Below are 12,754 nucleotides of genomic sequence, written 5' to 3' on the forward strand. Positions count from 1 at the left end.
GACGACCACGCATATTGCGACGTAATACCGGCAGGTCTTCGGGCTTGGGATCTCTGATGTCACGTCTTCTTCATTACTTAAATGAATTAATACCGTGAAATAGAGCTGGCGATGACTTCCCGCCCTTGCGGACAGTGTCTGGTTGAAACCTATCGCCGTAACTTCCCCTTACCGCTGCGCGTCAGCTCCGGATTTACACCGGATTCCCTTTTAACTCGTAGGTGTTTCAGTAACAGCATGAGGCCGGACCGCAATGCTACGATCAAGTAAAATAGATGTCTAGACTTCCATCCTCGTTATAGGGAATAAACACAACAAAACTGGACATCACTCCCACTTTCCCTACAATCCGCAGCAATACCTCTCTTTTATAATGGCCAGACGAGAAGAAACATGACTCCCGACATCCTGCCGACAGACAGTTACGACCAACAACTGGCGGAAAAATCTGCCCGTCTTCAGACGATGATGTTGCCGTTTCAGGCACCTGCTGCGGAAATATTCCGTTCTCCGGCAGAGCATTACCGCATGAGAGCCGAGTTTCGCGTTTGGCACGATGAAGATGACTTGTACCACATCATGTTTGACCAGCAGACCAAACAGCGTATCCGTGTTGAACAGTTCCCGGTGGCAAGTTTGTTGATCAATCGTCTGATGAGTGCGCTGATGACGGCCATCAGGGCCGAACCGATTTTGCGGCGTAAACTGTTCCAGATTGATTACTTATCTACCCTAAGCGGTAAATTGATCGCCTCTTTGCTGTATCACCGTCAATTAGATGAAGAGTGGCAGCAGAAGGCGCTGGAATTACGTGAAAAGCTACGCGAACAAGGTTTTGATCTGCAACTGATTGGCCGGGCATCGAAAACTAAAATCATGCTAGATCACGACTATATCGATGAAGTGTTACCGGTTGCTGGGCGTGAAATGATTTATCGTCAGGTGGAGAATAGTTTCACCCAACCGAATGCAGCGGTGAATATTCATATGCTGGAATGGGCGATTGATGCCACTAAAAATGCCAGCGGTGATTTATTGGAGTTGTATTGCGGTAATGGTAATTTCTCGTTGGCGCTCGCACGCAATTTTGCACGGGTGTTGGCAACAGAAATCGCTAAACCCTCAGTGGCAGCGGCACAATACAATATCGCGGCAAATAATATCGATAACGTGCAAATTATCCGCATGTCAGCTGAAGAGTTTACCCAGGCAATGCAAGGTGTACGCGAATTTAACCGTTTGAAGGGTATTGATCTGAGCAGTTATAACTGCGAGACCATTTTTGTCGATCCCCCGCGCAGCGGGCTGGATAACGAGACAGTCAAACTGGTACAAGGTTATCCGCGTATCCTTTATATCTCCTGTAACCCTGAAACGCTGTGCGCCAATCTGGAACAGTTACAACAGACACATAAAATCAGCCGATTAGCACTGTTCGATCAGTTCCCCTACACCCATCATATGGAGTGTGGGGTATTGCTGGAAAAGCGCGGCTGACAGGCAATAGATAAGTAAAAGGGCAACGCGATGTTGCCCTTTTTCGTTTTAAAATAGGTCGTTTTAAAACATATCGCTTTCAAGTTATTGCGGCTGCTGGTTATCCGAATTATCTGGCTCAGATTCTGATTGCACCGACTTACGTGCTTTTAGCTTAAACAAGATCCAGAACACCAACACGACACTGAGAATAGAAGGAACGAAATTAGAACCAATTGCCGGATGCTCAACCCGAACAATCGCGCTATACAGCAAAATCCCGAGCAGGAAACACGCGGAGGCCAGTACTGGCAAGCCATGTGGCATGGCGAAATTGAGGTAGCGCTGATGCAAACAATATACGGCTAATATTAACGTTAGCAGCGGAAAAACTGAAAAAGGCACAAACGCGCTGAATAACGTGTTAAATGAACCATTTATTGCCAGGCCAGTAATCAACGCCAGCAGCAGGGTGCCGATTTCACGGCGAGACTGTTCCATCATTTTCCTTACCTTATTAAGTGCGAGATACGGCGAGTTTTTCCTGCTCGCGACGATACCAATAATAAGCGCCCTTGGAGATCATCCGCAGTTGTAAGACCAAGCGTTCCTCTAACTGTCGCCGTTGTTCAATATCCACGTCCAGCACTTCTGCACCAGCACTGAAGACAATTGTGACCATGGCCTCAGCCTGAGCTTCAGTGAAGCTGCGTGGCATGTGGTTTTCCAATTCGAGGTAATCTGCCAGCTCAGCAATAAAATGCTGAATTTCACGTGCCACTGCGGCACGAAATGCGGCGGACGTGCCGGAACGCTCGCGCAGCAATAAGCGAAATGCATTCGGGTTATTACCGATAAATTCCATAAATGTAGATACGGAGGTACGGATAACACTGCCGCCCTTGGCAATCCGCTGGCGTGCCTGACGCATCAGTTGGCGCAACATCAGGCCGCTTTCATCGACCATTGTCAGGCCAAGTTCGTCGACATCGCGAAAATGCCGGTAGAAAGAAGTCGGTGCGATACCAGCTTCGCGAGAGACTTCCCGCAAGCTAAGGCTGGCGAAACTCCGCTCAGCGCTCAGTTGGCTGAACGCCGCTTCGATAAGGGAACGACGAGTCCGCTCTTTTTGTTGTGCTCTGACGCCCATAATCGTGCCCAAGGGATATCCAAATTCTCAATCTAAGATATATAGTCAGCAATATACCAAACTTTATAGTAACAACCGTTATACAAACGTATCATCCCAATACTGAATTGCCGCTTTACAACACACATCACGGTGATTTACCCATGGTTGATTGACTTATACCTGTCATCTTTCAATTTACAGATGTGTTGGCTGCATCTTGAAATCTATTGGGTATCTGGTTGGGATGATGTTAATGTACCGTTGTAATTTTGTATAAGAATAGGTCTCTCCTACATGCAACAGCACTTCCATTTTGATGCCATTGTTATTGGCTCGGGTCCTGGCGGTGAAGGTGCCGCTATGGGGTTGGTCAAGCAAGGTGCCCGTGTTGCCGTAATTGAACGGTATAATAATGTGGGCGGTGGATGTACCCATTGGGGCACTATCCCTTCCAAAGCTTTGCGCCACGCCGTTAGCCGTATTATCGAATTCAACCAAAATCCACTCTACAGCGACAATGCCCGAACCATCAGTTCTTCTTTCGCTGATATTTTAAACCATGCTGATCGTGTTATTAATCAACAGACACGTATGCGCCAGGGTTTTTACGATCGCAATCACTGCCATATGTTTTCAGGCGATGCCAGCTTTATTGATGCCAATACTATCAACGTGCGTTATGCCGATGGCACCAACGATACACTACGCGCTGATAACATTGTGATTGCTACAGGTTCACGCCCCTACCGCCCGGCGAATGTTGATTTTAGCCATGAACGGATTTACGACAGCGATACCATTTTACAGCTCAGCCATGAACCTCAGCACGTCATTATCTATGGCGCAGGGGTTATTGGTTGTGAATATGCTTCAATCTTCCGTGGTTTGAGCGTCAAAGTTGATTTAATCAATACCCGCGACCGCCTACTGGCCTTCCTTGATCAGGAAATGTCAGATGCCCTCTCTTACCACTTCTGGAATAACGGTGTCGTTATCCGCCACAACGAAGAGTTTGAGCAAATTGAGGGAACCCTTGATGGGGTTATTGTCCATCTGAAATCAGGTAAAAAGGTCAAAGCAGACTGCTTGTTGTATGCCAATGGTCGTACCGGTAATACCGGCGGTTTAGGGTTGGAAAACATTGGTCTGGAAGCCGATAGCCGTGGTCTGCTGAAGGTCAATAGCATGTACCAGACAGCGCTGCCACATGTGTATGCGGTGGGTGATGTGATTGGTTACCCGAGTCTGGCCTCTGCGGCCTATGATCAGGGGCGTATCGCGGCACAAGCAATGATCAAAGGCGAAGCCAACGTTCATTTGATCGAGGATATTCCGACGGGTATTTACACTATCCCGGAAATCAGTTCGGTTGGGAAAACCGAGCAAGATTTGACCGCGATGAAAGTGCCCTACGAGGTCGGCCGGGCGCAATTTAAACATCTGGCGCGCGCGCAAATCGTCGGGATGGATACCGGTAGCTTAAAAATCCTGTTCCATCGGGAAACCAAGCAGATCTTGGGTATTCATTGCTTTGGCGAACGTGCAGCGGAAATTATCCACATCGGGCAGGCGATTATGGAACAGAAAGGAGAAGGCAATACTATCGAATATTTCGTTAATACGACCTTCAACTATCCGACGATGGCTGAAGCCTATCGTGTGGCAGCCCTGAACGGTTTAAACCGCCTGTTCTAGCTTTTCCTTTATAACATCTGGATTCATACGCGGTTGCATGTGTTCACGTATCGCCTCGGCCAGTTGCTCATAGCGGCCACGCAGTGGGGAACCGGGGCGGTACACCAACGCGATAGTGCGTTTAGGCACAGGCTTGTAGCACTCCAGATAGCATACGCCATCACGCTTGCGCTCATTCGGTACCGCCAGCGACGGCAGCAAAGTAATGCCGCTCCCCGCAGCCACCATATTACGCAGAGTTTCCAAACTGGTGGCGCGGAAATGGGTGTCTTCCTCTGCACCGGCCTGGAAACAGAAGCCCATCGCCTGATCGCGCAGGCAGTGGCCATCTTCCAACATCAATAATTTCTCACCCGCCAGCTCATGCATTTGCACTCTGTCACGATCGGCCCATGGATGATCGGCATAAATAGCCAGGCTCATCGGTTCATCAAATAGCGGAACTTCGATAAAAGCTTCGGTCTCTTTGACCAGTGCCAGAATGGCACAGTCCAGCTTGCCACTGTCCAACTGAGCCAGAAGATTCTGGGTTTGTGCTTCATGCAGATACATTTCCAGTTTCGGGAATGCCTTATGCAACATGGGAATGATTTGCGGCAACAAATAAGGCCCGACCGTAGGTATCAGGCCGATATGCAGTGGACCGGACATGCTTTCGCCCTGCAAGCTGGCCATCTCTTTCAGTACCTTTACTTCTCGCAATATAGTTCTGGCTTGTTCCACTAGCAACAGCCCAGCCTGCGTAAACAAGACCTTACGGCTAGTGCGCTCCAGCAACATCACGCCCAACTCATCTTCCAGCTTACGAATCTGACCACTTAATGTGGGTTGGCTGACATGGCAAGAGTCGGCGGCACGCCGGAAATGCCTGAATTCAGCCAGCGCCACCAAGTATTCTAAATCACGAATATTCATCTGTGCTCCGCTTTATGATAGCCATTGACGATAGATAAGATAGCAACCAGTGATTAGATCTATCAAGCGATAAAATGAATAATGTGCCCCAACGAAAAGATATTCATAAAAATTTAAATATTTTATTTTTTAATTAAGGAGTTACAGATGTTTACTAGCCAAGAAGGTAAAAAAATCCCACAAGTAACTTTCCATACCCGTCAGGGGGACCAGTGGGTTGATGTAACCACCGACGATTTGTTCAGCAATAAAACAGTGATTGTATTTTCACTACCGGGTGCATTTACCCCGACTTGTTCTTCCAGCCATCTGCCACGCTATAACGAACTGGCAGGTGTGTTTAAACAGCACGGTGTTGATAGCATTCTGTGCGTATCAGTCAACGACACCTTCGTGATGAATGCCTGGAAAGCTGATCAGCATGCTGAAAATATTACTTTCGTTCCAGATGGTAACGGCGAATTCACCAAGGGCATGAATATGCTGGTTGAGAAAGCTGATCTGGGCTTCGGTCCACGTTCATGGCGTTACTCCATGCTGGTGCGTAACGGTGTGGTTGAGAAAATGTTTGTGGAGCCAAATAAGCCGGGTGACCCGTTTGAAGTGTCCGATGCCGATACCATGCTGAAATATCTGGCACCCGATTTTAAAGTACAGGAGTCGGTATCTGTCTTTACCAAACCGGGCTGCCCATTCTGTGCCAAAGCGAAACAAATGCTGCAAGAACGCGGGATTCAGTATGAAGAGATCGTGCTGGGTAAAGATGCGACAACCGTCAGCTTACGTGCTGTCACTGGTCGTGGAACTGTGCCACAAGTATTTATTGGTGGCCGTCATATTGGTGGCAGTGATGATTTGGAAAATTACTTATCTGCTTAATAATATTAATAGAATGAAGATAATGTGAATACCCAAAGTCATTGGAGTTACAGGTAGGCGGCAAGTGAACTCATCCCGATGAGCTTACTTATTTTTAAGGTCAAGACCAGTAAGTGATTCGGGTGACAAATGTAGCCAGCAACCCTGTAGCTTCAAATACAACGGGTATACTTGGTAGGCTTCGGCCTACCCTTTTTATGTTAGGAGCAGACATGAAAACCTTAAACGTTGATGTCGCCGTAATTGGCGGCGGCACTGCCGGACTTGGCGCTTATCGCGCTGCCAAACTGTCAACCCCAAGTGTGGTGATGATTGAAGGTGGCGAATACGGTACCACCTGTGCACGCGTTGGTTGCATGCCATCCAAACTGCTGATTGCAGCGGCCGAAGCCGTACATCATATTGAAAAAGCGCCTAAATTTGGTATTCACCCGCAAGGCGATATTCTGATTAATGGCCGTGAAGTGATGAGTCGTGTTAAACGTGAGCGCGACCGGTTTGTTGGTTTTGTGCTGGAGGGTGTAGATAACATTCCAGCCGCGGACAAAATTCAAGGCTATGCCCGTTTCATTGATGATAATACGCTACAAGTTGATGATCATACGCGTATTGTTGCACAGCGTATCGTGATTGCGACTGGCTCCCGCCCAACCTGGCCCACAGCCTGGGATGAGCTGGGTGACCGACTGATAGTTAATGATGATGTGTTTAGCTGGGATGACCTACCCGAATCTGTTGCGGTATTCGGACCTGGTGTTATTGGTCTGGAACTCGGTCAGGCACTGCACCGGCTGGGCGTTCAAGTAAAAATGTTCGGTGTCGGTGGTGGTGTTGGCCCACTGACTGACAGCATTGTACGTAATTACGCCGCGAAAACCTTGGGTGAAGAGTTCTATCTTGACCCAGACGTGAAAGTGGAAGTCATGCAGCGTGAGGGGGATAAAGTCTTTATCCGCTATCTGGATAAAACCGGTAAACCGCAAGAGATCATGGTTGATTACGTGTTAGCTGCCACTGGTCGTCGCCCTAATGTGGATAAACTGGGTCTGGAAAATACGTCCCTCATTTTGGACGAACGAGGAGTTCCGCAAGCTGATCGACTTACCCTGCAAACCAGCGTGCCACATATCTTTATCGCCGGTGATGCCAGTAACCAATTACCATTACTGCATGAGGCTAGCGATCAAGCCCGTATCGCCGGAGTGAATGCAGGTGGATTCCCTGAAGTGGTTCCCGGCTTACGTCGCAGCCCTATCTCGGTTGTTTTCTCTGACCCACAAATTGCGATGGTAGGCTCAACCTTCCGTGAATTATCACAAAAATTCAGTGCATGTGGTTGTTTTGAAATCGGTGAAGTCTCTTTTGAAAATCAGGGGCGCTCGCGTGTCATGCTGAAAAACAAAGGTATTTTGCGCGTTTATGGCGAACAGGGAACCGGCCGTTTCCTCGGCGCCGAGATGATGGGGCCGAGTGCCGAACATATCGCACATCTATTAGCTTGGGCACATCAACAACAGATGACCATCAATCAAATGCTGGATATGCCATTTTATCACCCAGTCATTGAAGAAGGCTTGCGTACTGCGCTGCGTGATTTACAGTCCAAGTTAAGGTTGGGTACCGATGAGGCTGAACGCTGCCTGCGCTGCCCAGGTGACTAATTTAACTCGCTGAAGGTTTTTGTTTTCCCACACCGGGCTTTATGCCCGGTTTTTTTATTCCTTATTTTGCGCACTGCTTCCATGAATTGAATCATCCCACTTGGCATCTGAAGCCGTAATGCCCACTGTTTGTTCAATTCTAGTCGTTTTAAAACGGCACTAGTGGGTCTATCACTATTGATTTGATACCACTAATGATACTAAAATGGAGGTGCTATGAAAGACATGGACAGTCGGGTTGCTCAGATTAAAGCTAACCCCGCTGGGGTTAAATTCCGCGAACTCGTCAAAATCTGTAATTTTTACTTTGGCTTTCCCAGGCATTACTCCAGTAGCCATCATGTCTATGGTACTCCCTGGCAAGGAGACCCTCGGATCAACATTCAAAAGGACAGCAGCGGAATGGCCAAATTTTATCAGGTAAAACAGGTGATCGCTGCATTGGCTAAACTCGAGGAAATGGATAATGGTTAACATCGAACACTATACGTATCGGATTACTTGGTCGGCAGAAGATAATGAGTTTGTTGGTTTGTGTGCGGAATTCCCTGGCTTGTCATGGCTTGCAAAAGAGCGCTTCGAAGCCTTGGCAGGTATCACTGCGTTGGTTGCCGATATTCTGCGCGACATGCAGACTAATGGTGAAATACCACCACAACCCTTGGCAGAAAAGCATTATAGCGGGAAACTGGTTCTTCGCTTACCACCGGAACAGCACCGGCGTCTGGCAATTAATGCCTCGGAGGAAGGGATTAGTCTAAACCGCTATCTGTGCGCTCGGTTGGCTGTCTGAATAAGACTAAACAGGGAAAAGTTTATCCCCTGTTTAGCCAAACTACTCGCCTTATAGATTGTCGTGCTCGTTACCGCTATTACTCGCGTTTATTTTTTAAATCAAAACCAATGGGCAGAGCTAATGTTATTTGCCCATGCAATAACAACTCGCCAGGTGGTTTAGGTAATGGCTGAGCACGTTTGATAAGTGCTAATGCTTCATGATCTAAAATAGCTGCCCCACTGCTTTTTATAAGCTGTGCAGATAGAACATGCCCATCTTTATTCAACACAAAACGGATAATGGCGATGCCTTGTTGTCGCTGTTTTCTGGCACTGGGGGGATAACGTTTAAACCCCATCAGATGTCCTTGTAAGCGACTTCGCCAACTCATTTTAATCTGTTGTTTATACAAGGAATCACTATTCGCTGCGGCAGCAGTTTGATGACTCTCGCCAGATAACGTGGTGCTGGTTGTTGCTGCTGGCGGAGATGATTTATTATTGTTCTCGGGTGTTTCTTCAATGACGGGTTTGCGCGATTTTATTACTGGTTGTTGTGGCCGTTTTATTTTAGCTGGCTCTTTTTTAGCGATTTCCAACTCTTTCTCAACTAGCAGTACAGCATTGGGTTGTTCAGGCACTGTCAGCAAATTATTCACTTCTTCTGGTTGAGCCTCCCGTTGCTCAACCTGCGGTTCGTTAAAGATCTGCTGCATACCCACCACCGGGTTTTGCTCTAAATTTTGGCTAAACTGCGTTTCTGTCGACCAAGTGAGCATCACTGCTACTGGGGAGTCATCGGGATGTTTAACAAGTACAGATTCGGTACTCAGCAACCAGAGCAGGTACATATGGGTGCTGCTGGCAAACATGGCACTCCCCCACCAAAGAAGAGTGCGGGTATTATTTTTTCTTATCATCATGAATTAAATCGCCATATTCCTTTATCTTCCATGAGTTACCAACAGTGATTCGCCAAAAGCGTTATTCTTCAGCAAATGCTACATGCAGGCGATCCGCTAACGGTTTAAACAGATAATTGAGTAATGATCTTTCCCCGGTTCGGATAAAGACATCAACAGACATACCTGGCCGGATGGCCAACTCGGTTTGAGACATATCAATAGCGACGGTTAAAGGGTAATAAGGCTGTGAGGTTTGCGGATGCTGTATACGGTCGGCCCCAACATGTAATACAGAACCGTATAATTTAGGGGTATTACTCTGATTAAAAGCAGAAAAATTGAGATCAACGGGTAAGCCTGCTCTGGCTTTATCAATTAACTCTACTGGTAACTGGGCTTCAACTAATAATGGTTGCCCACTGGGGACCAGTTCCATTAATGTTTGCCCGCTACTCACCACGCCTCCCACCGTATGCTGAGCCAGAGCAATAACCGCACCACTGACTGGGGCATATATCCGGGTATTATCCAACTCATATTCTGCTATGCTCAAACGCTGCTCCAAGTCTTGGGTATTTTGCTGCGCTTTCGCTAATTGCTCACGATTCTCACTTTGATACTGTTCACGCCGTTGTGAAATATGCTGTTCGGTTTCATCAATTAGTTTATGAGCCTCTTCAATATCACTGGTATCCTGCTCTACCCGTGCATGGAGTGATATCGCCTGACGCTCCATATCCAGTAACTGATTGTTGGCAACATGACCATTTTTCGCCAACAGTTGAACACCTTGTAATTGCCGCTGGAATAAGTCCGATTGGCGCTGATTATTACGCCGCATCACCTGTAAACCATTCAACCGGTCTTGATGACGCGTAATTTGTGCGGATAAGCGAGCAATCTCACTCAATTGAGCCTGGCGACGATGATGAAAAAGTTGTTGCTGCAAGACAATATTACGTTCAACCAGCGGTTGGGTTGGATGCAGGAGTAATGTTTCGGGAAAAATAATTTCACTCACACCATCCTGCTCAGCGGTTAAGCGAGCCTCCTGCGCCAAAGCACTTAAGTACTGATTTTTCAGGCTATCCCGCTGACTACGAATCACTGAATCATCCATAGTGATGAGTAATTGCCCTATGGTTACCTCTTCCCCTTCAGCAATATGTAACTGTTGGATACGCCCCCCTTGCAGGGGCTGGATAACTTTGCGATTTTCAGCAACCACAACCTGGCCAATAACCGCAATCCCTTTATCCAGTGGTGCCAGCGCAGCCCAAAGTAAAAAACCAATAAAACCACCGACAACCAGTAACCCACCAAGATTTAGATAGTAGCCACTATTTATCTGTGGCCGTAATCGGTTTTGCTGCTGATGGTTTTCATCAGTAACTGGAAAACGGCTTGATTCAGGTAGCATTGTTTTATCTCCCTCCGTGGTGTTTATTTTTGTGATGCGGTGCGAATGGGAGCAACGTCATATGACACCCCACTACCCCAGCCATTACGCGTGTTAAATGCTTTGGTCTCAGGTTCAACTGCTGCTTTATCTTTTATTTTCAATATGCTCTGAGTACGATCAAACAGCTCTATTTGCCCACTTTTTAAAAACAATAAGTAATCACTACCCGATAACAGTTCTGGTTTATGGGTGACCATCACAATCGTGCTGCCCTGCTGTTTTAGCTGGCAAATGCCAGCTAATAAGGCTTTTTCACCTTCTTTGTCCAAACTGGCATTTGGCTCATCTAATACGATAAGCCTTGGTATCCCATACACAGCCCGCGCCAAGGCAATTCGCTGCCGCTGGCCGCCGGATAACCCTTCGCCTTCGTCTCCTAGCTGAGAGTCATAGCCTTGCGGCAGATGCAGAATCAAGTCATGCACATCGGCTAATTGTGCGGCAGCAATAACTTTTGCATTATCAATCGGGCCAAAACGCGCAATGTTTTCAGCAATTGAACCGCGAAATAGCTGAATATCTTGGGGTAGATAACCAATAAAGGCCCCTAAATGGCTTTTATCCCACTGAGAAATGTCTGCACTGTCTAGACGAACCGAGCCACTGAATGCAGATTGGCTTGCGACCAACAACTTCGCCAGAGTGGATTTACCACTGCCTGACGGCCCCAAAATGCCAAGCACATCGCCGGGTTGCAGTTCAAAGTTGATAGATTGCAATACCGGAATATGTGTTCCCGGTTTGCAAACTGTAAGCTGTGTGACGCTTAATTTGCCCTGTGGAGGCGGCAAAATCATACCGGTAGCGGGTTGGGGTTGTTGCGCCAACAGATAAGAGAGACGTTGGTAGGCCAGTCGCGTGTGACTCCACTGTTTCCAAACCGCAATCAGTTGATCAATTGGCCCTAACACCCGACCGACCAAGATAGAGCCAGCAATCATCACACCTGCGGTAATAGCACCATCGATTACCAACAACGCGCCTAGCCCCAACATCATAGATTGCAACGCCTGACGGCTAGATTTGGATAAAGCCGTCACGCGGCTGCTTTTATCGCTGGCAACATTTTGCTGATAGAGAAATTGAGAGTGTTGCCTCAGCCAGCGTTCACGTAAGGCTTTTAACATCCCCATTGCTTGGATGGCATCTGCATTGCGCAAATTCGCATTAGCATGCTGTGTTGCTTGTGCCGTGATTATTGAGGCTTCTTTTAGCGGCTTTTTACATATCCAATGATTGAGCCAAGCCAAAAATATCAATATACAAGCGCCGGCGGCTGCCAGCGCCCCCAGCCAAGGGTGGAGGAGAAAAATCACCAGCAAATACAACGGGAACCACGGCGCATCAAAAAAGGCAAACAAAGCACTGCCCGTCGCGAACTGGCGCAGAGAAGTTAAATCATTCAATGCCTGAGCCGCAGGTGTTTTATCGCCCATAAGTTGGGAAGCAAAAGCAGCATTAAAGACTCGTTGATTAAGCTGCATATCAATACGTGTGCCCAGCCGAATAACTACCGCACTGCGAATCCATTCTAATAGTCCAATAAAGGCAAATATGCTCAATACTAGAATCGTCAGCATTAATAGCGTCATGGTATTCGCTGAAGCAAGAACACGATCATAAACTTGTAGCATGTAGATTGCGGGTGCCAACATCAGCAGATTGATTACAGCAGTAAATAGTCCTATACCCCAGAGACTTTTTTTATGATGGGCCAGAGCTGAGAGGATCGTTGGCGATGCCGACGAAGAGCTAGCGTTTTTGCTTGATTCCATGGCATCCATTTCCATACAGAATGTATATTCTTCGTAATAATTCCTGCGACTGATATTAAATTAAAGTAATATATATT

The 12,754-nt window shown here is 47.3% G+C and carries 12 protein-coding genes and 1 riboswitch; of the genes, 6 read left to right on the forward strand and 6 right to left on the reverse strand.

The features are described from left to right. Positions 1–11 precede the first annotated feature (11 nt). Positions 12–263, reverse strand: a riboswitch (cobalamin riboswitch). 130 nt (positions 264–393) lie between these two features. Continuing rightward, a complete protein-coding gene (gene trmA / locus Q2T71_RS18130; RefSeq protein ID WP_372560103.1) occupies positions 394–1,497 on the forward strand; it encodes a tRNA (uridine(54)-C5)-methyltransferase TrmA in 1,104 nt (367 codons plus the stop codon). Between the two features lie 84 nt (positions 1,498–1,581). On the opposite strand, the gene Q2T71_RS18135 is transcribed toward trmA, so the two are convergent. After that, complete coding sequence (locus Q2T71_RS18135) at positions 1,582–1,980, reverse strand: YijD family membrane protein (RefSeq protein ID WP_226716428.1); 399 nt, start codon at positions 1,978–1,980, stop codon at positions 1,582–1,584. A gap of 13 nt (positions 1,981–1,993) precedes the next feature. Next, on the reverse strand, positions 1,994–2,626 hold the full coding sequence (fabR, locus tag Q2T71_RS18140) for an HTH-type transcriptional repressor FabR (RefSeq protein WP_005192099.1): 633 nt from the start codon (positions 2,624–2,626) through the stop codon (positions 1,994–1,996). Positions 2,627–2,902: 276 nt separating this feature from the next. Between fabR and sthA the strand changes: the two genes are divergently transcribed. Further along, the gene (sthA, locus tag Q2T71_RS18145; RefSeq protein ID WP_083161820.1) at positions 2,903–4,303 is read left to right on the forward strand and encodes a Si-specific NAD(P)(+) transhydrogenase; all 1,401 of its coding nucleotides are present in this window, start codon (positions 2,903–2,905) and stop codon (positions 4,301–4,303) included. On the opposite strand, the gene oxyR is transcribed toward sthA, so the two are convergent. Continuing rightward, on the reverse strand, positions 4,286–5,218 hold the full coding sequence (gene oxyR, locus Q2T71_RS18150; protein WP_083161818.1) for a DNA-binding transcriptional regulator OxyR: 933 nt from the start codon (positions 5,216–5,218) through the stop codon (positions 4,286–4,288). The genes sthA and oxyR overlap by 18 nt on opposite strands. A gap of 147 nt (positions 5,219–5,365) precedes the next feature. Between oxyR and Q2T71_RS18155 the strand changes: the two genes are divergently transcribed. The 4 genes from Q2T71_RS18155 (at position 5,366) to Q2T71_RS18170 (ending at position 8,551) form a co-directional block, all read left to right on the forward strand. Next, positions 5,366–6,097, forward strand: a complete 732-nt coding sequence (locus Q2T71_RS18155) for a glutathione peroxidase (protein ID WP_372560104.1) — start codon at positions 5,366–5,368, stop codon at positions 6,095–6,097. 212 nt (positions 6,098–6,309) lie between these two features. Next, complete coding sequence (locus Q2T71_RS18160) at positions 6,310–7,758, forward strand: dihydrolipoyl dehydrogenase (protein WP_372560105.1); 1,449 nt, start codon at positions 6,310–6,312, stop codon at positions 7,756–7,758. 216 nt (positions 7,759–7,974) lie between these two features. After that, complete coding sequence (locus Q2T71_RS18165) at positions 7,975–8,232, forward strand: toxin HicA (RefSeq protein WP_083161812.1); 258 nt, start codon at positions 7,975–7,977, stop codon at positions 8,230–8,232. Next, a complete protein-coding gene (locus Q2T71_RS18170; protein ID WP_372560106.1) occupies positions 8,225–8,551 on the forward strand; it encodes a type II toxin-antitoxin system HicB family antitoxin in 327 nt (108 codons plus the stop codon). Before Q2T71_RS18165 ends, Q2T71_RS18170 begins: the two co-directional genes overlap by 8 nt. 79 nt (positions 8,552–8,630) lie before the next feature. On the opposite strand, the gene Q2T71_RS18175 is transcribed toward Q2T71_RS18170, so the two are convergent. The 3 genes from Q2T71_RS18175 to Q2T71_RS18185 form a co-directional block, all read right to left on the reverse strand. Next, positions 8,631–9,458 (reverse strand): energy transducer TonB, encoded by an 828-nt coding sequence (locus Q2T71_RS18175; protein ID WP_372560107.1) that lies wholly within the window; start codon positions 9,456–9,458, stop codon positions 8,631–8,633. 61 nt (positions 9,459–9,519) lie between these two features. Next, positions 9,520–10,860 carry an HlyD family type I secretion periplasmic adaptor subunit gene (locus tag Q2T71_RS18180; RefSeq protein WP_372560108.1) on the reverse strand — a complete coding sequence of 447 codons (1,341 nt, stop codon included), beginning with the start codon at positions 10,858–10,860 and terminating at the stop codon, positions 9,520–9,522. 23 nt (positions 10,861–10,883) lie between these two features. After that, positions 10,884–12,677: a type I secretion system permease/ATPase gene (locus Q2T71_RS18185; RefSeq protein WP_372560109.1), complete on the reverse strand. Its 1,794-nt coding sequence runs from the start codon at positions 12,675–12,677 to the stop codon at positions 10,884–10,886. Positions 12,678–12,754: the final 77 nt, after the last annotated feature.

This window comes from Yersinia sp. 1652 StPb PI, assembly GCF_041538345.1.
Classification (GTDB): domain Bacteria; phylum Pseudomonadota; class Gammaproteobacteria; order Enterobacterales; family Enterobacteriaceae; genus Yersinia; species Yersinia enterocolitica_E.

Coding starts and splice junctions, on each gene's coding strand:
- sthA (WP_083161820.1), top strand. CDS start 2,903: ATGCAACAGCACTTCCATTTTGATGCCATTGTTATTGGCTCGGGTCCT.
- Q2T71_RS18185 (WP_372560109.1), bottom strand. CDS start 12,677: ATGGAATCAAGCAAAAACGCTAGCTCTTCGTCGGCATCGCCAACGATC.
- Q2T71_RS18170 (WP_372560106.1), top strand. CDS start 8,225: ATGGTTAACATCGAACACTATACGTATCGGATTACTTGGTCGGCAGAA.
- fabR (WP_005192099.1), bottom strand. CDS start 2,626: ATGGGCGTCAGAGCACAACAAAAAGAGCGGACTCGTCGTTCCCTTATC.
- Q2T71_RS18155 (WP_372560104.1), top strand. CDS start 5,366: ATGTTTACTAGCCAAGAAGGTAAAAAAATCCCACAAGTAACTTTCCAT.
- oxyR (WP_083161818.1), bottom strand. CDS start 5,218: ATGAATATTCGTGATTTAGAATACTTGGTGGCGCTGGCTGAATTCAGG.
- Q2T71_RS18180 (WP_372560108.1), bottom strand. CDS start 10,860: ATGCTACCTGAATCAAGCCGTTTTCCAGTTACTGATGAAAACCATCAG.
- Q2T71_RS18165 (WP_083161812.1), top strand. CDS start 7,975: ATGAAAGACATGGACAGTCGGGTTGCTCAGATTAAAGCTAACCCCGCT.
- Q2T71_RS18175 (WP_372560107.1), bottom strand. CDS start 9,458: ATGATGATAAGAAAAAATAATACCCGCACTCTTCTTTGGTGGGGGAGT.
- Q2T71_RS18160 (WP_372560105.1), top strand. CDS start 6,310: ATGAAAACCTTAAACGTTGATGTCGCCGTAATTGGCGGCGGCACTGCC.
- trmA (WP_372560103.1), top strand. CDS start 394: ATGACTCCCGACATCCTGCCGACAGACAGTTACGACCAACAACTGGCG.
- Q2T71_RS18135 (WP_226716428.1), bottom strand. CDS start 1,980: ATGATGGAACAGTCTCGCCGTGAAATCGGCACCCTGCTGCTGGCGTTG.